The sequence below is a fragment of the Bacillus pacificus genome, assembly GCF_020861345.1.
Taxonomy (GTDB): domain Bacteria; phylum Bacillota; class Bacilli; order Bacillales; family Bacillaceae_G; genus Bacillus_A; species Bacillus_A pacificus.
On record NZ_CP086328.1, the window covers coordinates 2,370,716 to 2,391,297 of the forward strand.

18 protein-coding genes are annotated in these 20,582 nt (G+C 33.2%); 15 read left to right on the forward strand and 3 right to left on the reverse strand.

Annotated features, from left to right (window positions below; genetic code table 11):
• Window positions 1-229 precede the first annotated feature (229 nt).
• Both LMD38_RS12355 and LMD38_RS12360 read left to right on the forward strand, forming a co-directional pair.
• The gene (locus LMD38_RS12355; protein ID WP_062821765.1) at window positions 230-3,346 is read left to right on the forward strand and encodes an MMPL family transporter; all 3,117 of its coding nucleotides are present in this window, start codon (window positions 230-232) and stop codon (window positions 3,344-3,346) included.
• Window positions 3,347-3,682: 336 nt separating this feature from the next.
• Window positions 3,683-4,531: a P-loop NTPase family protein gene (locus LMD38_RS12360; protein WP_061183034.1), complete on the forward strand. Its 849-nt coding sequence runs from the start codon at window positions 3,683-3,685 to the stop codon at window positions 4,529-4,531.
• Window positions 4,532-4,710: 179 nt separating this feature from the next.
• Here the strand turns inward: LMD38_RS12360 and LMD38_RS12365 are convergent, their stop codons facing one another.
• The gene (locus tag LMD38_RS12365; protein WP_016717781.1) at window positions 4,711-5,166 is read right to left on the reverse strand and encodes a hypothetical protein; all 456 of its coding nucleotides are present in this window, start codon (window positions 5,164-5,166) and stop codon (window positions 4,711-4,713) included.
• 218 nt (window positions 5,167-5,384) lie between these two features.
• Here LMD38_RS12365 and LMD38_RS12370 point away from each other — a divergent pair, with 218 nt between their 5' ends.
• Both LMD38_RS12370 and LMD38_RS12375 read left to right on the forward strand, forming a co-directional pair.
• Entirely contained in the window at window positions 5,385-7,010 is a 1,626-nt protein-coding gene (locus LMD38_RS12370) for an ABC-F family ATP-binding cassette domain-containing protein (RefSeq protein ID WP_000633868.1), read from the forward strand.
• A 520-nt stretch (window positions 7,011-7,530) separates the two neighbouring features.
• A complete protein-coding gene (locus tag LMD38_RS12375) occupies window positions 7,531-9,504 on the forward strand; it encodes a lipoteichoic acid synthase (protein WP_016717780.1) in 1,974 nt (657 codons plus the stop codon).
• A 58-nt stretch (window positions 9,505-9,562) separates the two neighbouring features.
• Here the strand turns inward: LMD38_RS12375 and LMD38_RS12380 are convergent, their stop codons facing one another.
• Window positions 9,563-10,234, reverse strand: a complete 672-nt coding sequence (locus LMD38_RS12380) for a TerC family protein (RefSeq protein WP_000346939.1) — start codon at window positions 10,232-10,234, stop codon at window positions 9,563-9,565.
• A 306-nt stretch (window positions 10,235-10,540) separates the two neighbouring features.
• On the opposite strand from LMD38_RS12380, the gene LMD38_RS12385 reads away from it, so the two are divergent.
• From LMD38_RS12385 to LMD38_RS12400, 4 genes are all read left to right on the forward strand, one after another.
• Entirely contained in the window at window positions 10,541-12,646 is a 2,106-nt protein-coding gene (locus LMD38_RS12385) for a BglG family transcription antiterminator (protein ID WP_016717779.1), read from the forward strand.
• A gap of 13 nt (window positions 12,647-12,659) precedes the next feature.
• Window positions 12,660-12,929: a PTS sugar transporter subunit IIB gene (locus tag LMD38_RS12390; RefSeq protein ID WP_000757315.1), complete on the forward strand. Its 270-nt coding sequence runs from the start codon at window positions 12,660-12,662 to the stop codon at window positions 12,927-12,929.
• A gap of 24 nt (window positions 12,930-12,953) precedes the next feature.
• On the forward strand, window positions 12,954-14,225 hold the full coding sequence (locus tag LMD38_RS12395) for a PTS ascorbate transporter subunit IIC (RefSeq protein ID WP_000459662.1): 1,272 nt from the start codon (window positions 12,954-12,956) through the stop codon (window positions 14,223-14,225).
• Window positions 14,226-14,395: 170 nt separating this feature from the next.
• Entirely contained in the window at window positions 14,396-14,821 is a 426-nt protein-coding gene (locus tag LMD38_RS12400) for a WapI family immunity protein (RefSeq protein WP_016717778.1), read from the forward strand.
• Between the two features lie 39 nt (window positions 14,822-14,860).
• Here LMD38_RS12400 and LMD38_RS12405 read toward each other — a convergent pair whose 3' ends face one another.
• A complete protein-coding gene (locus LMD38_RS12405) occupies window positions 14,861-15,688 on the reverse strand; it encodes a peptidoglycan-N-acetylglucosamine deacetylase (RefSeq protein WP_000551433.1) in 828 nt (275 codons plus the stop codon).
• 370 nt (window positions 15,689-16,058) lie between these two features.
• On the opposite strand from LMD38_RS12405, the gene LMD38_RS12410 reads away from it, so the two are divergent.
• Genes LMD38_RS12410 through LMD38_RS12440 form a run of 7 tightly spaced genes read left to right on the forward strand, consistent with a single transcriptional unit; the run spans window position 16,059 to window position 20,558 of the window.
• Window positions 16,059-16,742, forward strand: coding sequence for a DNA alkylation repair protein (locus tag LMD38_RS12410; RefSeq protein WP_062821215.1), 684 nt, complete (start codon window positions 16,059-16,061; stop codon window positions 16,740-16,742).
• A 16-nt stretch (window positions 16,743-16,758) separates the two neighbouring features.
• Window positions 16,759-17,460, forward strand: a complete 702-nt coding sequence (locus tag LMD38_RS12415) for a nucleotidyltransferase domain-containing protein (RefSeq protein WP_061183035.1) — start codon at window positions 16,759-16,761, stop codon at window positions 17,458-17,460.
• 15 nt (window positions 17,461-17,475) lie between these two features.
• Window positions 17,476-18,021 carry a GNAT family N-acetyltransferase gene (locus LMD38_RS12420; RefSeq protein ID WP_016717776.1) on the forward strand — a complete coding sequence of 182 codons (546 nt, stop codon included), beginning with the start codon at window positions 17,476-17,478 and terminating at the stop codon, window positions 18,019-18,021.
• Between the two features lie 34 nt (window positions 18,022-18,055).
• A complete protein-coding gene (locus LMD38_RS12425) occupies window positions 18,056-18,556 on the forward strand; it encodes a GNAT family N-acetyltransferase (RefSeq protein ID WP_000620338.1) in 501 nt (166 codons plus the stop codon).
• 14 nt (window positions 18,557-18,570) lie between these two features.
• Window positions 18,571-19,107 carry a DinB family protein gene (locus tag LMD38_RS12430; protein WP_000653991.1) on the forward strand — a complete coding sequence of 179 codons (537 nt, stop codon included), beginning with the start codon at window positions 18,571-18,573 and terminating at the stop codon, window positions 19,105-19,107.
• A gap of 54 nt (window positions 19,108-19,161) precedes the next feature.
• A complete protein-coding gene (locus LMD38_RS12435; RefSeq protein WP_000643664.1) occupies window positions 19,162-20,100 on the forward strand; it encodes a DMT family transporter in 939 nt (312 codons plus the stop codon).
• 56 nt (window positions 20,101-20,156) lie between these two features.
• A complete protein-coding gene (locus tag LMD38_RS12440; protein WP_016717774.1) occupies window positions 20,157-20,558 on the forward strand; it encodes a GNAT family N-acetyltransferase in 402 nt (133 codons plus the stop codon).
• The last annotated feature ends 24 nt before the right edge of the window (window positions 20,559-20,582 follow it).

Sequence of the window (20,582 nt, forward strand, 5' to 3'; positions counted from 1 at the left end):
GGAATGAATATTCATTCCTGAATAGAATTAAAAAATGAGAGTAGGAGAGGGTATTTGTGTAACTAAAGGAATGAACATTCATTCCGAAAAAGTAGTTTAATAGAGTTTATAAAACAATGTAATAGAGTAATAGGAATGAACGTTCATTCCGAAATGGCATTTTAAAATGGCAGGAATGAATATTCATTCCGCAACTAACATGAAATTTTAATCGCGGGAGATGATGCAAATGAGCAAGCTGAAAAATTGGAGAAGTTTATCTTTTCTATTGTGGATAGTTATTACTATTACAATGATCGTTACGATGCCTAATATGGATAAATTAGTGAAAGAAAAAGGGCACATTACGATTCCTAATACAGAACAAAGTAGTATTGCTGACAAAATGATAAAAGAAATGAATAAAGACGGGACAGAAAAGTATGAGATTATAGCAGTTTTTAATAGTGGTAGTAACACAGCTTTAACGACTGAACAAAAAGAGGAAATAACAAAAACAATCAACGTTTTGCAAAATGAAAAAGAACAATTAGGAATTAAAGAAATTGTTTCACATTTAGATAATAAAGACTTAGAGAAACAATTAGTTTCTAAAGATAAAACGACTATTTTAACGCAAATATCGATAGATAAAAAGCATGGTGAAATATCGAAAGTTACAAATAATCTTCATAATAAAGTGAAAACGAAAGAGGTAACAACGTACTTAACAGGAAGTGACTTAATCGCGGGTGATTTTCTTACATCCTCTCAAGAGGGAGTGAAAAAGACTGAAGTTATTTCAATTATTTTCATTCTTGTAATATTAATCATTGTATTCCGTTCACCTATTGTTCCAATCGTTTCTCTTCTTACTGTTGGGGTATCATATTTAGTTTCAATGGGGATTATTGCCCATTTAGTAGATCAATTTAATTTTCCGTTTTCTAACTTTACGCAAGTGTTTGTCGTTGTTGTCCTGTTTGGGGTTGGAACAGACTATAATATTTTATTATTTACAAGATTTAAAGAAGAATTAAGTAAACAAGAAAACGCATTTTTGGCTACGAAAGAAACATTTAAATCGGCAGGGAAAACCGTTTTATATAGCGGGATAGCAGTGCTAATTGGTTTTGCATCTCTTGCTTTAGCGAGTTTTAAATTATATCAATCTACTTCAGCGGTAGCAATCGGTGTCGCAGTTTTATTACTAGTATTAACTACGTTAAATCCGTTTTTCATGGTGCTTTTAGGAAAAGGGATGTTTTATCCCGTTAAAACATTTAAAGGTCATGAAGACAGTCGTCTATGGGGATTCTTTGCGAAAAACTCAGTAGTAAGACCATTTGTAGCTTTAATTATTGTATTTGTGATATCGATTCCTTTCATATTAAAGTATTCTAATACACTTAATTACAATGATTTATTTGAAGTAGACAATAAATATGAGTCGAAAATGGGGATTAACGTAATAGAAGAACATTTTCCACCTGGTTTTTCTTCACCAAGTACGTTAGTCATTCAATCGAATAACAAGTTAGATGAGGCGAGTTCACTTCAAACTTTAGATGAACTAACTGATAAGATTTTGAAAGTGAAAGGTGTTTCAGAAGTATATGCACCGACACGTCCAACTGGTGATAGGATTAAAGAACTATATATAAATAAACAAGCTGGTGAACTAAATACAGGTTTAGGAGATGCCAATGGTGGTATAAAGGAAATTAATGATGGATTAACTACTGCGAAAGATAAGATGGGTAATAAGGACTCAAATAGTCTTGCAAACGTTCAAAAGTTAATTGATGGAACAAATGAAGCGAAGAATGGTGTATCGGCATTAGGAACAGCTTTAAATCAACTATCTAATGGCATAAATGATGGAGCAAAAGGTGCGCAGCAAATTGAGAGTGGGTTAACTTCAGTAAATGAAAATATAAGTATATTATCTCATGCAGCTTCACAACTTCATGCTGGCTATACGCAGTTAGAAAAAGGTTTAAGTTCTTACGATCAATATTTCGGAAGTATTTCTCAAGCGATTGACGGTGCGAAGAAAGGTTATGAACAAATTGAAATGTTAATGACCAATTTCATTCAAACGAAACCAGAATTAGCAAATGACTCTAACATTCTGCAGACGATAGGAATTGCTAAAGAGGCTCAAAAGCAATTAGGTGGGCTTTCAAATGAATTAAATCAATTAGCAACGCAACACAATGCGGCGATGGGATCATTTAAAGAAGCGAATCAATCGTTATTGAAAGTGGATAATGGCTTAAAAGAAATGAGCAACGGAGTTACTAAGTTACAAAAAGGAGCAGCTGATCTTAAAAATGGATTAAATGAAGGTGCTTCAGGTTCAAAACAAATTGTGAACAAGTCATCTGAATTACAAACCGGATTAACGAAAATAAACGATGGGCAAGGCCAGCTATTAACCGGACTGAAAGACTTGCAAGAACAGATGGGGCAATTACAATCAGGACTATCTAAAAGTACAGAAGGCCTTGAAAAGGTAAGTAACGGCCTAGGGGATGCTCAGAAATATTTAGGAGAACTAAATGAATCAAAAAGCTCTGAGAAATTCTATATTCCAAAAGAAGTTTTGGAGGGAGAAGATTTCCAAAAAGCTTTGAATACGTACATGTCACATGATAGAAAGACTGCTAAAATGACAATCATTTTAGACGTAAATCCGTATTCAAAAGAAGCGATGCCAGTTATTCAAGAAATCAATAAAACGATAGATGGTACTTTGAAGGGGACGGAATTAAATCATGCGAAAACAGCAATTGGAGGAACGACAGCTAGAAACGTTGATTTAAAAGAAGTAACAGGGCAAGACTTCTTACGTACAGCTACAATTATGTTAATTGGAATCGCGATTGTATTAATGATGATTACACGTTCATTATTAAATACCATCTTTATTATTGGATCGTTACTATTAGCGTACTTTGCATCATTAGGGATAAGTGAACAAATTAGTACGCATGTTTTACATGTAGATTCATTAAGCTGGAATGTTCCGTTCTTTAGTTTCATAATGATAGTCGCTTTAGGAGTGGATTATAGTATTTTTGTAATGATGAGATACAATGAGTTAGAAGGGGACCCAGCGACGAAAATTGTAACTGCTTCTCGTCATATTGGAGGAGTCGTATTATCAGCAGCACTTATTTTAGGAGGTACATTTGCTGCATTAATCCCTTCAGGTGTATTAACGCTTATACAAGTAGCATCCGTTGTTGGTGTTGCACTGTTACTATTAGCTATTATTGTGATGCCAATATTGTTACCTGCTTTAATAGGATTAACGAGTAAAATGAAGAATTATGCAAAGAAATTAAGTGAAAGGAAATAAAAGAATCCACTTTTAAAAGTAACTGGTTCCGTTATAGGAGAGAAAATATAAAATAACACACAAATTAGGGATGCTAAATCACATATGATTTAGCATCCTTTTTTATATAGTTCACTCAAATAATGGTGTACTATCTTTTTTAAAAGGTAAATGGAAAATTTATGTTAAAATAATGATAGAGATTGTGAAAAAATGTTCTTAAGTTAACGGTCAGGTTACTTTAAGAAGGATTTTTCAAAGGAAATGTTGAATATCGTATTTTGAAGGAGTGATTGCAGTGGAGTAAGTAATTTTTTAAATCTTGGTTAAATACTTTGAAGGAAGGGATTTATAAATATGAATACAAAACTAATAATAGTAGAAGGTTTACCTGGATTCGGAAAATCGACCACTGCAAAGCTAATAAATGAAATTCTAAACCAAAATAAAATTGAAGTTGAACTATTTTTAGAGGGGAATTTGAACCACCCAGCCGACTATGATGGTGTATCTTGTTTTAATAAATTTGAATTCGATAGATTAGTATCTAACAGTGGAGATTTTAAAGAAGTTCTTCTTAAAAGAGTTTTAAAAAAAGGAAGCAATTATTTATTACCATACAGAAAGATAAAAAATGAGTTTGGTGACCAGTTTTCGGACGAATTATGTAACGATATTTCAAGAAACGATATATATGAATTACCATTCGATAAAAATATCGAATTAATTGCTGACAAATGGAATGACTTTGCTGAAATTGCTCTAGAAGATAATAAGGTTTATATTTTTGAATGTTGTTTCATACAAAATCCATTAACAATTGGGATGATTAAATACGGTGAACAAAAAGAAAAAATAATAAATTATGTAATGAAAATTGCAAAAATCATAGAGAATTTAAATCCAATGTTATTCTATGTAGAACAAGATGATCTTGAATTTTCATTTAGGAAGGCATTAAAAGAAAGAAATCCAGAATGGTCCAAAGGAATTGTCGACTATTACACGAACCAAGGCTATGGGAAAGAACATAATCATTCAGGTGTAGAAGGAACGATAAAAGTTCTTGAGGCTAGAAGGGATTTAGAGTTAGAAATATTCGATATGTTAAAAATGAAAAAAGAAAAAATCAATAATACAAAATATGAAATTGACTCATATAGTTCAATGCTAAAAGATAAGTTAACAATCCAAATGGTGAAATAGCTTTTTACACTAACGGGTGCTTTAATTGAAGAAGGAAATAAAAACGCTCAGAATATTTTCTGAGCGTTTTAACTTGCTAGTTATAATGCGAAATGCATTCAAATGATTATATTATTTCTAATGGTTATTAGTATTTTTTCTCTCTAAACTGAATCCGTTATTTCAAGTGGGGATTTTTCTTATTTAATAAACCTGTCCATCACATCTTTATATTTTGCAAACTCTTCATCTTTCATATCGCCATTCATTTGTAGAAGAAAATTTCCTTTTGCATGTGTATGAGAGAATAACATAGGAGCAGAATTTCCTAATTCATCGTAATATTTTTTTACTTTTTCTAGGTCTTCTTTCTTTGTAATTTCGAATAATCGACCGCCTTTATCTTCACCAAGAGCAGGTACGACAATACGTTTTCCTTCTTTTCGAAGGTTACCAAATTCTTTTTGCGGAAGGTCGGTTGGATTTTCTGCTTGGAGACCAGCGTTTTTAAATTCAGTGATAATTGAATCGACAGTTATTTTTGTTTCTTTTTTCTCTTGTTTTGATTCAGTAGGTGTTTTTGTATTGTTACTACTACATGCGGTTAAGGAAGCAATTGATAAACATAATGCTCCAATTATAAATATTTTTTTCAAAATGAATCCTCCTTAAAGTGTGTATGTAACTTTAATATAATTAAAAACAAAGGTTTTATTCAAGTTTGTAAAGAAAGGAATAGCAATCAACCGTTGCTATTCATCCAGCTTCTACTATATAATAGCTATAGTCTACAATAATTGAGTCGTAATATGCGATTTTTTAAGACAATCGGTGAGAAAACGCTGAAATAAGCGGTATTAGTAGGAGGACACAAATGATTACAGTAAGTAACGTTAGTTTGCGTTTCGCGGATCGCAAATTGTTTGAAGATGTTAACATAAAATTCACGCCAGGTAACTGCTACGGCTTAATCGGAGCAAACGGTGCTGGTAAATCAACGTTTCTAAAGATTTTATCTGGAGAAATCGAACCATCAACAGGTGACATACATATTACGCCAGGCGAGCGTCTAGCAGTATTAAAACAGAACCACTTTGAATATGAAGAGTTTCCAGTATTAGAAACTGTAATTATGGGTCATACTCGTCTTTACAAAGTAATGCAAGAGAAAAATGCCATTTACATGAAAGAAGACTTTAGTGATGAAGATGGAATGCGTGCTGCAGAACTTGAAGGTGAGTTTGCTGAGCTTAACGGTTGGGAAGCTGAGTCAGAAGCTGCAATCCTTCTTAAAGGTTTAGGTATTGGTGAAGACCTTCATGATAAGAAAATGTCTGAGTTAACTGGTGCAGAGAAAGTAAAAGTATTACTTGCTCAAGCTTTATTCGGTCAGCCTGATATTCTATTACTAGATGAGCCTACGAACCACTTGGACTTAAAAGCGATCCAATGGTTAGAAAACTTCTTAATGAACTTTGAAAATACAGTAATCGTTGTATCCCATGACCGTCACTTCTTAAATAAAGTATGTACACACATGGCTGATCTTGATTTCGGTAAAATTCAACTTTATGTTGGTAACTATGACTTCTGGTATGAGTCAAGCCAATTAGCTTTAAAATTAACGCAAGATGCTAATAAGAAAAAAGAAGAGAAAGTAAAAGAGTTACAAAACTTCATTGCACGTTTTAGCTCAAACGCATCTAAAGCGAAACAAGCAACTTCTCGTAAAAAATTATTAGATAAAATTACATTAGATGATATTAAGCCATCATCTCGTCGTTATCCATTTGTTGGCTTCACACCAGAGCGTGAAGTAGGAAATGACTTATTAACTGTTGAAGGTCTTTCTAAAACGATTGATGGTGAAAAAGTGTTAGATAATGTGTACTTCACTTTAAATAAAGGTGATAAAGTTGCATTTATCGGTCGTAACGATATTGCAATGACGACATTATTTAAAATCCTTATGGGTGAAATGGAGCCAGATAGTGGTTCATTTAAATGGGGCGTTACAACATCTCAATCGTACTTCCCAAGAGATAACTCTAAGTACTTTGAGAACAGTGACTACAACTTAGTTGAATGGTTACGTCAATTCTCTCCACAAGATGAGTCAGAAAGCTTCTTACGTGGTTTCTTAGGCCGTATGTTATTCTCAGGCGAAGAAGTTAAGAAGAACGTTTCTGTATTATCTGGAGGCGAAAAAGTTCGTTGTATGTTATCTAAAATGATGTTAAGTGGTGCAAACGTAATTACACTTGACGATCCAACGAACCACTTAGACCTTGAGTCTATCACTGCATTAAACAATGGTTTAATCGCATTTAAAGGTACAATTTTATTCACATCTCATGACCATCAGTTCGTACAAACAATTGCAAACCGCATTATCGAAGTAACGCCAAACGGTGTAATCGATAAAGAGGCTACTTACGATGAGTTCTTAGAAAATGAAGAACTTCAAAAACAAGTAGATGCAATGTACAAAGGTCAATAATAAATGATGAAAACCCTCGCTTTCGTTTTGAGAGCGAGGGTTTTTATAATCATTATTTTTATGGATTGTGAATAATTATTCAAGAATAATTTTATTAGAGGAAAGAGATTTGGATTTTGCACATAGAAGAATGGCTGAAGCATAAATAACTGAATGAAGAAATAATATATATCGAAAAATTAAATGCTATCTATTGTGAATTTCATTATATTACATTAATGTTCCAGAACTGGAGACATATTTATTTGCGAAGTAGTGAATAAAGGTTTATAGTATGTGATGTCATAATTAGTGGATGAATCTTGGGAGAAAACAGGAAATGTTACAAATTTATTTTGTTAAATAGAAACCAAGGTCAAAATGTCTAAAAAGAAATAGTTGAATAAATACTAGCTTCAAATTATAATTACTAGTATTCTTCATATAGTTAAATATATAAAATCTATTTGAAGATAAAAAATTGAATAGAGAGACAGACTTATAAAAAAATAAGCCTTGGATGATCAAAAGAGGTGGAGAAATGAAACAATTCTTATTAAAGAGCAAAAGTGTGTTAAGCAATCATTTTGGATTCTTTCTGTTTGCCGTTATTTTATTTTGGCTCAAAACATATGCAGCTTATGTAACGGAATTTAATTTAGGAATTTCAAACACAATCCAAAAATTCTTGCTGTTTTTCAACCCACTTAGTTCAGCAGTTCTATTTTTAGGACTTGCATTATTTGCAAAAGGGAAACGATCTTATATTTGGTTAATTGTTATCAACTTGTTATTGTCGATTCTTTTATACGCAAACGTCGTATACTATCGCTTTTTCAGTGACTTTATTACGTTCCCGACATTAACACAAACGAATAACTTTGGAGATTTAGGTGGTAGTATTGTTGCGTTGTTACATCTTTATGATCCGCTATACTTCTTAGATACAATTATTTTAATTGTGTTAGTAGCAACGAAATTTGCAAATCCAAAACCAATTCGTGTTGCGAAACATAAATTATCTTTAGTATTTGTAGCAGGTATTTTATTATTCAGTGTTAACTTAGGACTTGCAGAATCTGACCGTCCTGAATTATTAACAAGAACATTCGATCGTAATTATATTGTGAAATATTTAGGGGCATATAACTATACAATTTATGATGGAATTCAAAGTGCGAAAGCATCAACAGAACGAGCATTAGCTGATGGAGATAATATGACAGAAGTAAGAAATTATTTGACATCAACTTACGCTAGTCCAAACCCTGAGTATTTCGGTAAAGGAAAGGGAATGAACGTAATCTATATTCATTTAGAGTCATTCCAAAACTTCTTAATTGACTATAAATTAAATGGTCAAGAAGTAACGCCGTTCTTAAACTCATTTACAAAAGATGCGAATACGCTTTACTTTGATAACTTCTTCCATCAAACAGGGCAAGGGAAAACGTCTGATGCGGAGTTTATGTTAGAGAATTCTATGTTTGGTTTACCACAAGGATCTGTATTTACAACGAAATCTCATAATACGTATCAATCAGCACCAGCTATTTTAGGGCAACAAGGATACACATCAGCAGTATTCCACGGTAACTATAAAACATTCTGGAACCGTGACGATATTTATAAATCATTTGGTTTTAATAAATTCTTTGATGCTTCATACTATGATATGAACGAAAAAGATGTAGTAAACTATGGATTAAAAGATAAACCATTCTTTAATGAATCCATTCCGTTATTAGAAACATTGAAACAACCGTTCTATACGAAGTTTATTACGTTATCGAATCACTTCCCGTATCCAATTGATAAAGAGGAAGCGACAATTGAACCAGCGAACACAGGTGACTCGTCTGTAGATACGTATTTCCAAACAGCACGTTATTTAGACGAATCTGTAAAAGGTTTCATCGATTACTTGAAACAATCTGGTTTATACGATAATTCTATTATCGTTATGTACGGAGACCATTACGGTATTTCAGATAATCATAACGCAGCAATGTCAAAAGTAATGGGTAAAGAAATTAACTCGTTTGAAAATGCACAGTTACAGCGTGTACCTTTAATCGTTCGTGTACCAGGTGTGAAAGGTGGCGTACAACATCAATACGGTGGTGAAATTGATGTTCTTCCAACTCTTTTACACTTACTTGGAACAGATACAAAAGATTATGTTCAATTTGGTTCAGATTTATTATCACCAGATCATAAACAAGTCGTTGCGTTCCGTAATGGTAACTACGTAAGTCCAACAGTTACTGCATTAAACGGCAAATACTATGATACAACGACTGGAAAACCAGTAGAATTTACAGATGAAATAAAACAAAATGAACAAATGGTTCAAAAATCGTTAAAATACTCTGACCAAGTCGTGAATGGTGACTTATTACGATTCTACACACCGGAAGGATTTACACCGGTTGATCGTTCAAAGTACAACTATAACCATCGTGATAAAAATAAAACGAAGGTAAAGACGACTGAAGATGGGGAAACGAAATAAATATTAAAAAGCGCTACTCATATGAGTGGCGCTTTTGTTTATAAATAGAACGTTGTTATTATATAGAAACATCTTTAGTCTTTTGTTTCATCTTTCCAAAGAACACTACACCAGCAATGACAATAATGATGAATGCCCATTTAATGAAAGGGTTACTTTCGAAAAATGCAGTGAACCACTTTTCATCCACAATCATTTTCGCGGCAGTATAAGCTAAAACAGCTGCTCCAATTGTAATAATGATAGGATAACGGTCGACCCATTTTAAAATTAATGTACTGCCCCAAACTACTACTGGAATTGAAACCAATAGCCCAATGATTACTAAAGAAAAGTTGCCATGCGCAGCTCCAGCAACAGCGAGGACATTATCAATGCCCATTAATGCATCAGCAATGATAATGGTTTTAATAGCAGACCAAAAACCTTCTTCTGCTTTAATATCATGATCTTTGCCTTCAGCAATTAATTTGTAAGCGATCCATATAAGAAGTACACCACCAATTAGAAGTAACCCTGGTATTTTTAACAACCAAACGACAACTAAAGTAGCGAGAGCTCTAATCGCGATTGCCCCGATAGTTCCCCATATAATTACTTTCTTTTGTTGATCTTTCGGTAATCGTCTTGCTGCTAATCCAATTACAATGGCATTATCACCCGCTAAAACTAAATCAATTACAATAATGGCAAGCAAGGCTGACAAATATTCAGCTGAAAGAAAATCCATATACATATCACTCCTTAAGAGTAATATGTGCTAAGCTACTATACAGTATTAAAAATTCTGAGGGGTAATATTCATGTTTTGTTGAAAAGGAACAGAAAGGGGAATAATAGCATTAAACACAGGCATAAGAAATTTTCAAAGCACAATCTTTGCACTGCAGAAAAACAAAAATTTGGACTTATATTTAGAAGCAATAATAGATATTATATTAATAGAAAGCGATTTCAAAAAATCTAATTTTGCAAAGTTAGTATCTATACTTGCAAGTCAATTAGTGAACAAGTATAGAAAGGGTGTACACCAAATATGATATTAGATACTCGAAGTATAAATATTTTGCAACAAATTATTCAAGCAGAAGGTTATGTGCCTATAAATCAACTAATTGATGTAATTCAAGTTTCTAAACGAACGCTTTATTATGATATTAAGAAGATTGACGATTGGTTACAAGAGGAAGGATTACATTCTATTGAATATATACGACACTTAGGTTATTGCTTAAATAAAGAAACGAAACAAATGATAGTAAAAAAATTAAATGAGTGTGTGATTAATCAATATGAATATTCTCCGAAAGAAAGAAAAATATGGTTAATATTATATTTGCTAATACAGGAAAAAAGAATTTTATTGGAAGACTTAATAAACCTTTTGCAGGTAAGTCGTAATACTGTACTTGCAGATTTGAAAAAGCTAAAAGTAGAGTTAAATAAGTATAACTTATCTTTACATTTTGGTCGTAAGGAAGGATATCAAATCGTTGGAAATGAACAGAGTAAACGAAATTTATTAATTTTAAGCCTCTCTCAAATTATTTGCCAACATAGCTGGGAGTATTTAATATCACAAGTAAATTATATTATGTGTGATATGGGAAGTGAAACAGATACTCTTGCACGAGAAACATTATACACTATAAAAAAAATTCTTGCGAATTGTGAAGAGTTTTTAGGTGTCCAATATACAGATGAGGTACTAGAAAATTTAAGCGTTTACATGTATTTGTTCCATAGACGTATTCTAAAAGGTAAGTGCGTCGAGATGGAAGAAGCTGAAAAAAATGTTCTGCAAGATTCAAAGCAATTTGAAGCTGCAAAATATATAGCAAAGCAGTTTGAACGAGCGTTTATTGTTAAATTTCCAATAGATGAAATCTATTATATTACGACTCATTTGTTAGGTGCAAAAGTAAATTATCAGGAAAATATTTATGAGAAAAATAATATGGATGAAATACATTCAATTGTTGACCGCATGATTAAAGATTTTCAACACTATGCTTGTGTTTTATTTCAAGACTTTAATGGGTTGTTTACTGATCTATACTTGCATATGAAACCTGCATTTTATCGTGTGAAGTATGGAATAGAAATTGAAAACCCATTACGAAATACAATTCAAGAAAACTATGAAGAGGTATATTTTCTTACGAAAAAGGTAATTCATCATTTTGAAGAATATGTGAAAAAATCTGTTTCCGATGATGAAATTGTGTATGTTACTATGCATTTTGGAGCTTGGATGAGGAAAGAGGGAATCGTTCCCAATCCACGAAAAACGGCATTACTTGTTTGTCCAAATGGTATTGGTACATCACGTATGTTGCAGTATCAATTAGAGAAGTTATTTTCAAATATAGATATATTAAATGCAATTTCAAAACGGGAATATGAATCAAATATATTTGATGTAGATTGTATAATTACGACTACTGAAATTGAAAAAGGGAATGTGCCGGTTTTTAAGGTTAACCCAATTTTATCGGATTCTGAAAAAGCAGCTCTATTAAGAAAAGTGAATGGAGTATTGTATGGAGAAAACCAAAAAGATTCTGTGGATTTAGTGATGGGAATAATTCAAAAATATGCTGACGTAGTGGATGAGAAATCTTTAAAAAGAGAACTGATTGAATTTATGAGTGGTCCTGCGTATTTTGAGAAGGAGGAGAAATATAAACCAATGTTAAACGAACTTTTAACTAGAGAATTTATTCATCTTGAAGATCGTGTTGATAATTGGAAAGATGCGATCAGGCTAGCGGCTGATCCGTTATTACAAAACCAATACATCTTTGAAGAATATATCAATGAAATGATTGTAAATGTAGAAAAATTAGGTCCTTATATTGTTATTGCACCTAAAATTGCAATACCTCATGCTCGCCCAGAAGCGGGGGTCAAAAAGTTAGGGATGAGTTTATTACAACTAAAAGAAAGTGTTCTATTTTCAGAAAAACAAGAGCATGCCGCAAATTTAATTATTGTATTGGCAGCGATTGATAATGAGACACACTTGAAAGCATTAGCACAATTAAGTGAGATGTTATCGGATCCGAAAAATGTGGAAATGTTAATTCATTCAAATTCAATAGACGAAATGCTAAAAATGATAGCTAAATATTCTAATTAAAGGGGAGATTGAAATGAAAAAAGTATTAGTTGTATGTGGAAATGGATTAGGGAGTAGTTTTATTGTAGAAATGAATGTGAAGAAAATTTTAAATGAATTAGGATTACAAGCAGAAGTATCACACACAGATTTAGCATCAAGTAAATCAGAACAAGCAGATTTATATTTAGGTGCGAAAGATATTATTTGTAACCTTGAAGATGGTAATCGAACAGTTGCTGGATTAACGAATATTTTAGATTTAAATGAAATTAAAGAAGCATTACAAAAACACCTAATGTAGTAACAATGAAGGGGGAGTAGTGCTATGTTTGATATAATTATGAAGGATATTTTAGGACAACCCGCAATATTAGTCGGATTATTTGCTATGTGTGGTTTACTACTGCAAAAGAAAAATTTTGCAGATACGGTTTCAGGAACCTTAAAAACAATTATGGGCTTCGTCGTTTTAGGAGGTGGAGCCACTATATTAATTGGAGCTTTAGATGTTTTTGGTAAAATATTTGATAAAGCATTCCATATTAAAGGGATTATACCAAATAATGAAGCTGTAGTTGCAATAGCACAGCAAACATTAGGAAAAGAAACAGCGTTAATTATGGTATTTGGTATGATTGCGAATTTACTAATTGCACGTTTTACAAAATTTAAATATGTGTTTTTAACTGGTCATCATACCTTATTCATGGCATGTTTAATTTCAGCGGTATTTTCAACTACCGGGATGAAAGGTGCTACATTAGTGATTGTTGGATCAATCATTTTAGGGGCACTCATGGTGATTTTTCCAGCATTATTACAACCATACGTTAGAAAAATTACAGGAATGGATGATATCGCAATCGGCCATTTTGGATCAGTTGGATACTTAGCGGCAGGGTTTGTTGGGAGTAAATTTGGAAATAAGGATAAATCAACAGAACAAATTAAAGTGCCTAAGTCACTAGGTTTTTTACGTGATACATCAGTTTCTATGTCATTAACGATGGCTGTATTATTCTTTATTGTTGCACCATTTGCGGGTAAGGAGTTTATCGAAACGGAATTAAGTAACGGACAAAATTACCTTGTGTATTCTTTCATGCAAGCAATTACATTTGCAGCAGGAGTATATATTATTTTAGCGGGTGTCCGCATGTTAATTGCAGAAATAATACCTGCATTTAAAGGGATTGCAGATAAACTTGTACCAAATGCAAAACCAGCGTTAGATTGCCCAACAATCTTCCCGTTTGCACCAAATGCAGTTATTATTGGCTTCTTAACAAGTTTTATTGCCGGATTACTATCCATGTTTATACTTTCATTTATTGGTTTGAGTGTAATAGTGCCAGGGTTAATTCCTCACTTCTTCACAGGAGCAACAGCAGCCGTATTCGGTAATGCAACAGGAGGAAGACGAGGCGCAATACTAGGAGCTTTTGTAAATGGATTACTAATTTCATTCCTACCAGCAATATTATTACCGATATTAGGCGGATTAGGATTTGAGAATACAACATTTGGTGATTCTGATTTTGCAGTTGTAGGTATTTTAATTAGTGAAATTGTGAAGTTAGTAGGATATATTTTTTAATAGATAAGATGAAAAAGACTTGGATTCTTGTAATGAATGCAAGTCTTTTTTATTATTTCATTAATGCATTTAAAAATTATGATAAAATAATTTAAAAAGCATTATTAAATATTAATTGGATAGTCTCTATACTTGAAGATAAAGCTACTTGAATAATAAGGAGGTAATTTATGATTTTTCAAAATGAAATTGTATCATTACATTTTGAAGCTGTAAAATACGAGTTTAACAATGCATTTGATACATTTGATCGTAATTGGCTAATAATAAAAGTGAAACTTTCAGAGGGAAATAAAGTTTTTGAAACGATGGATCCTTTTTTACAAACTAGCGAATTACAACACATGAAAGAATGGTTTCAAACATTACCAAATCCTACATATACCCGACTAGACTTCATAGAACCTAATCTGTCGTTTGAATTTATAGGAGAAAAAGAAGAGACATTTCAAATTATAGTTCGTTTATCTATAGAACTAAATCCTTCATGGTGTAAAGAAGAAGAGTACGAATTTTGTATTACTATTACGCAAGAAGATAGAAAAAATATTATTCGTTTCATTGAAGAACAACATATAAAATTTCCAAAACGATAAAAAAGACTTGATATCCTAAAGGAAATCAAGTCTTTTTCATTACATACGATTATCATGCCAGAAGTTTAATGGGAAGTGTTCGTTCTCACTATAGGCTTCTAATTCATATCCTTTTTCTTTCAGTCCTTTAATAATACCAGGTACTGCTTTTACGGATTGTGGGTGAATATCGTGCATAAGGATAACTTCTGTTGGCTTGTTAGCGCCATTTAGAACGTTTTCTACAATTTTAGCTGATGCAGCATCAACCTGCATTTTGTTATACTTCCAGTCTAAAGAATCGATTGTCCAATCCCAAACTTTTAAGCCATTCTCAACAACTTTGTTGCGAAGAGCCTCATTTAATCCTGGCATTGATCCGTAAGACGGACGAGTTAATACTGGTGATTTGCCTAAAACGCCAGCGATTAAGCCTTGATCTTCCTTCATCTCATCTACATAATGACCTTCTGTGTAAAGTTTCTTGTAGTTATGAGTCATACTGTGCATCCCAACGTAGTGGCCTTCAGCATCTTCACGTTTTACAAGATCAGGGAAAGCTTTTACATTTGAACCAATAAGGAAGAATGTTGCTTTTGCATTTTCTCTCTTTAACATATCTAAAAGCTCAGCTGTGTATTTTCCAGGACCATCATCAAATGTTAAGTAAGCTACTTTTCTAACTTGCCCATTATATTGTTTTGGAGCTTCTTTCGGTGCAAGAGATGATTGAATTTCACTTACAAGTTGAACAGATTTTGCTTCATCCTCTGTACTCGCTAGAGCAGTATGTGCTGATCCTAAGGCCGCTTCGTATGTAAATAATACCCCCGCGCAAATCAACATAGCCCTTTTCACTAAAGTTGTCATTCGAATTCCATTGTGCATAATTTTCCTTCTCTCTATAAAAGTTCTACTCTACTATATTAGCAATTATAGGGAGGTAATTGCAAAAAAACTTTTTTACAAGAGCAAAAAAGTTTGTCCAAAAGTATGCAAGATTTCAATATTTTGCTGGTTTACTAAAATGAAACAAGGATGGAATGAAAATGCATGTAGTTTGTTGCTATATATAATAAACCCAATGAGTGAGTTATACAGAGAATGCTGACGAAGAGTGTGCCTGTTGCATTAAAACGCATCTACAAAATTTCACATACCGTATTTTGAAAAATAAATATAGGAAAACCAAAAAATAATGTAGAATATATCGTACATACATATATGAAGTCAACAGAAAAGATAAAGAGGTGGGCATATGTTACTTGAAGAAGTAATGCAGCAACTAGAGGAATACGGAACAGAACAGAATCGTAAAACGTATAAAAACCACGGAGCGAAAGAGCCACTATTCGGAGTTAGTTTTGCTAATTTAAAATTGTTAAAAAAGAAAATAAAAAAAGATCATGATTTAGCAATTTTATTATGGGAAACAAAAAATACGGATGCAATGACATTAGCAACAATGATTTTAGATCCAAAGAAAGTTACGACAGAACTGCTAAATAAATGGGTACAGGAAGTTGATTATTATTGTTTAATGGATGTTTTAATGACGGCTATTTGTACGTCGCCAATCGCGATAGAAAAAATGGAAGAATGGACAAAGTGTGATGATGAATGGATTGGAAGAGCAGGCTGGTCTTTATTAGCAAATATAGCGATGAAAAATAAAACGTTACAAGACGATTTCTTCTCTCCGTATTTAGAAGAAATTAAAGTAAATATACATAATGAAAAAAATAGAAAAAAAGAAGCGATGAATCGTGCTTTAATCGCGATAGGAATTCGTAATGAAGACTTAGAGCAAGCAGCGATTGAAATTGCACGTGAAATTGGAAAAGTACACGTTGATCACGGGGCAACGTCATGCAAAACACCAGACGCAGAGCCGTATATAAAAAAAGCGAGAGAAAGAGCTGAAAAAAAGAAAGTGAAATAAGAAAAGGGGAACGGTTATGAAAGCAATGGAAGCGGCACAAAGCATCATTACATCACAATTTCCGAATTGTGATGTAGCTTTACTTGGAGGAAGTGTTGCAAGAGGAGAAGCGACAAAAACATCTGATTTGGACATTGTAATAGTTGATCAAAGTTTAACGTCTTGTTATCGAGAATCTTTCTATAGTAATGGGTGGCCAGTTGAGGTATTTGTACATAATTTTGAAACGTTAAAAACCTTCTTTAAAATAGATTGTGACCGCGGAAGACCTTCGTTACCACAATTAGTTGCAGAAGGTATTGTATTAAAAGGGGAAAATGAAATTGTTGAGAAATTAAAAAGCGAAGCGAATGAGTTACTAAATAAAGGGCCAGCTAAATGGACGGAAGAAATGATGGAGCAGAAGCGTTATTTTATTACAGATACTTTGGATGATTTTATTGGTGCATCAAAAAGAGAAGAAGAGTTGTTTATCGCGAATTTATTAGCTGATTTATTACATGAATATGTATTAAGAGTAAATGGTAAATGGCTTGGAAGTTCAAAATGGTTTATAAGGGTACTTAGAAGATATGATGAACAATACGCAGATCAATTTGTAACAGCATTCGATCATTTTTATAAAACAGGAGAGAAAAGAAAATTAATTACTTTTGTAGAAAAAACGTTAGAACAGTATGGAGGAAGAATGTTCGAAGGGTTTTCTATAGGAAAGTAAAAGGGGGATCATACAATGAATATACCATTCGTTCAATTAAGAGAACTGACACTAGATGATGTAGAAGACCGATATCAATGGTCATTAGATACAAAAGTAACAAAACATTTAGTTGTACCAGATCAATATCCACCGTTCACTCGTGAAGATACAAAAAAATGGATTGAAGCATGTATAAATCGAAAAAATGGTTATGAACAAAGAGCAATCACTACAGAGAACGGCATACATATTGGATGGGTAGATCTTAAAAACTTTGATAAAACAAATGAAAATGCAGAACTGGGAATCGCGATTGGTAATAAAGAATACTGGGGTAAAGGGTATGGAATAGCAGCCTTATATAGTATGTTACATGTAGCATTCTTTGAATTTGAATTAGAAAAAGTATGGCTACGTGTAGATGAAGATAATTTTCAAGCTAGAAAGAGCTATGAAAAGGCTGGTTTTGTATGCGAAGGATTAATGAGAAATGATCGATTACGTAGAGGTCAGTTCATTCATCGCTATCGTTATAGTATGTTAAGAGAAGAATATCAATCTTTAATTAGTAGTTTATAAAAATATTATGTTAATTAAAAGGGGATAGAGAAATATGATTCGATTACTTACGAAAGAAGATGCAAAAAAATATTGGGACTTACGTTTACAAGCATTACAAGTAAACCCTGAGGCATTTGTAACAACTTATGAAGAGGCGATTCGTCAGGAAAATCCTATTAAGCGAGTGGAAAGTAATTTATCAGCTGCTACTAGTTGTACATTTGGTGCTTTTAATGAAGAGAATCAATTAGTTGGAGTTGTCACTTTACTAACAGAAGAGAAAGAGGCGTATAAACATAAAGGGCATATCGTTGCGATGTATGTAGATGCAAGCAATCGAAGAAGTGGCCTTGCACGTGAGTTAATACGTAAGGCAATTGAAAGAGCAAGAGAAATGGACTTGGAACAATTGACATTAGGTGTTGTTTCCACAAATGAGCCAGCAAAAAAGTTGTATGAATCTATGGGCTTTAAAACGTATGGGATTGAAAAGAGAGCTATAAAGATGAATGGTGTGTATAGTGATGATGAACATATGGTGTTGTTCTTGTAAGGGGGGAGTTTCATATGAAAGATCTACTATTGCAAAGAAATATGAACCCGCAAGTTGCGATTTTGTATGCGACGGTTACGGATACATTTAAACGACTGCAAAAGTTAGTAGAAGGTACTGATGAGAAAGAACTGTCATTTAAAGGGACAGAAAATAATGAAAATAGTATTGGACAACTACTTCAACATTTAGCAGTTGTCGATTTACATTGGGTGTACCGATTAAAAGGAGAAGCAATTCCGCTCGTACTTGAAAATATATATGGACCTATGTTAAATGAAGCAGGAGAGCTGCCAAGTTTAAGAAAACAGACGTTGCAACAATTAATGCAAAATTATGAAGTTGTGCAACATATGTTTTATGAGGAATGTATGAAACTAACAGAAAATGATTTAATACGAGAAGTTCTTTATGAAAAGGGAGAAAATGCGACTATAAGGTGGGGGATATGGCACATAGCTGATCATAATCGGTACCATCAAGCTCATATTAGTCAGTTAAGAAAACTATATAGAGCTAGATACACGCGAGATGAAAAATTCGAATTTTAATTATATTTAAATTGTTGTATAGTAGTAAGAAGAAACTGAACAAGGGGTTTTATAATGAAAGCTATAGCAGTAGGGATATTGGCATCATTTTTCTTTGCCTTTACCTTCGTTTTAAACCGGGCGATGGACTTAGAAGGTGGAAGCTGGATTTGGAGTGCATCATTACGGTACTACTTTATGGTTCCGATGCTTTTACTTATTGTCATGTATAGAGGAAACTTAAAGCAACTCTTTCAATATATGAAAAACAATCCGAAAGAATGGTTAGTTTGGAGTATCGTTGGATTTGGTCTCTTCTATGCACCACTTAGTTTTGCCGGAGCTTTTGGACCTGGTTGGCTCGTTGCATCAACATGGCAAATTACAATCGTCGCAGGGATTTTATTAACACCATTTTTTGCGGTAGATCCATTACATAAAAAACTCCCAATGAAGGAATTAGTTATGTCGGGTATTATTTTATGCGGTGTTGTACTCATGCAAGTAGAACATGCTTCTTCATTAGGAATTCGTGAAACTGTTTTATGTGTCGTTCCTGTACTTATTGCAGCGTTTGCGTATCCTCTTGGAAATCGAAAAATGATGCAAGTTTGTAAAGGGGAGTTAGATGTATTCCAGCGAGTTCTCGGTATGACTTTAGCCAGTTTACCATTTTGGTTTTTACTATCTGGTTATGAAGTATCAACAGGCGGACTACCGTCAAGTAGTCAAGTTTTTCAATGTTTTATTGTAGCAGTTAGTTCTGGCTTAATCGCAACGGTATTATTCTTCTTTGCGACAGATCTTGTAAAAGATGATCCACAAAAACTAGCAACAGTGGAAGCGACTCAGTCCGGTGAGGTTTTATTTGCGCTAGTAGGAGAACTTATCTTGTTATCTGCACCAATTCCGTCATCTTTATCTTGGATTGGTATGAGCCTCGTTATTATCGGAATGATACTACATAGTTATGTAGCGGTCGTTGTGAAGAAAGAAGAAAAAATAACTGCGTGATGAGATTAGCTCTTTATATAAAGAGCTAATCTTTTTTCATAGAAAGGAATGATGATATGAATTTGCAATGTGTTAAACAAATTGAGAAAGATCCCATATTAAATGTACTACTGTATGCAGTCGGCCCAAGTGAATCTAGCAAAAAGAAAGCAGTTTTATTTTATGAAAGCAATAAAGGGACTTTGCATAGATATGAAGAAAAGGCTTGCATAGGTATTGAAATAACCGGAGCAAATAAAGCGAGAATATGCCACATAGCAGTGGTACCGCAATATCGTCATAAAGGAATAGCGGTGCAAATGATAAAGGAAATAGTAAGAATGTATCAATTGACGTATCTAGAGGCAGAGACAGACGCTGAGGCAGTAAAATTTTATAAGAAAATGGGTTTTCAGATTCAAAGTTTAGGAGAAAAATATCCGGGGATTGAAAGGTTTCATTGTTATTTGGAAAAATAGTACGAAAATATGCAAATATATATT

What these genes read in the sequence shown, in the direction of transcription:
- LMD38_RS12355 (WP_062821765.1), top strand. Translation starts at nt 230, where the DNA reads ATGAGCAAGCTGAAAAATTGGAGAAGTTTATCTTTTCTATTGTGGATA.
- LMD38_RS12360 (WP_061183034.1), top strand. Translation starts at nt 3,683, where the DNA reads ATGAATACAAAACTAATAATAGTAGAAGGTTTACCTGGATTCGGAAAA.
- LMD38_RS12370 (WP_000633868.1), top strand. Translation starts at nt 5,385, where the DNA reads ATGATTACAGTAAGTAACGTTAGTTTGCGTTTCGCGGATCGCAAATTG.
- LMD38_RS12375 (WP_016717780.1), top strand. Translation starts at nt 7,531, where the DNA reads ATGAAACAATTCTTATTAAAGAGCAAAAGTGTGTTAAGCAATCATTTT.
- LMD38_RS12380 (WP_000346939.1), bottom strand. Translation starts at nt 10,234, where the DNA reads ATGGATTTTCTTTCAGCTGAATATTTGTCAGCCTTGCTTGCCATTATT.
- LMD38_RS12385 (WP_016717779.1), top strand. Translation starts at nt 10,541, where the DNA reads ATGATATTAGATACTCGAAGTATAAATATTTTGCAACAAATTATTCAA.
- LMD38_RS12390 (WP_000757315.1), top strand. Translation starts at nt 12,660, where the DNA reads ATGAAAAAAGTATTAGTTGTATGTGGAAATGGATTAGGGAGTAGTTTT.
- LMD38_RS12395 (WP_000459662.1), top strand. Translation starts at nt 12,954, where the DNA reads ATGTTTGATATAATTATGAAGGATATTTTAGGACAACCCGCAATATTA.
- LMD38_RS12400 (WP_016717778.1), top strand. Translation starts at nt 14,396, where the DNA reads ATGATTTTTCAAAATGAAATTGTATCATTACATTTTGAAGCTGTAAAA.
- LMD38_RS12405 (WP_000551433.1), bottom strand. Translation starts at nt 15,688, where the DNA reads ATGCACAATGGAATTCGAATGACAACTTTAGTGAAAAGGGCTATGTTG.
- LMD38_RS12410 (WP_062821215.1), top strand. Translation starts at nt 16,059, where the DNA reads ATGTTACTTGAAGAAGTAATGCAGCAACTAGAGGAATACGGAACAGAA.
- LMD38_RS12415 (WP_061183035.1), top strand. Translation starts at nt 16,759, where the DNA reads ATGAAAGCAATGGAAGCGGCACAAAGCATCATTACATCACAATTTCCG.
- LMD38_RS12420 (WP_016717776.1), top strand. Translation starts at nt 17,476, where the DNA reads ATGAATATACCATTCGTTCAATTAAGAGAACTGACACTAGATGATGTA.
- LMD38_RS12425 (WP_000620338.1), top strand. Translation starts at nt 18,056, where the DNA reads ATGATTCGATTACTTACGAAAGAAGATGCAAAAAAATATTGGGACTTA.
- LMD38_RS12430 (WP_000653991.1), top strand. Translation starts at nt 18,571, where the DNA reads ATGAAAGATCTACTATTGCAAAGAAATATGAACCCGCAAGTTGCGATT.
- LMD38_RS12435 (WP_000643664.1), top strand. Translation starts at nt 19,162, where the DNA reads ATGAAAGCTATAGCAGTAGGGATATTGGCATCATTTTTCTTTGCCTTT.
- LMD38_RS12440 (WP_016717774.1), top strand. Translation starts at nt 20,157, where the DNA reads ATGAATTTGCAATGTGTTAAACAAATTGAGAAAGATCCCATATTAAAT.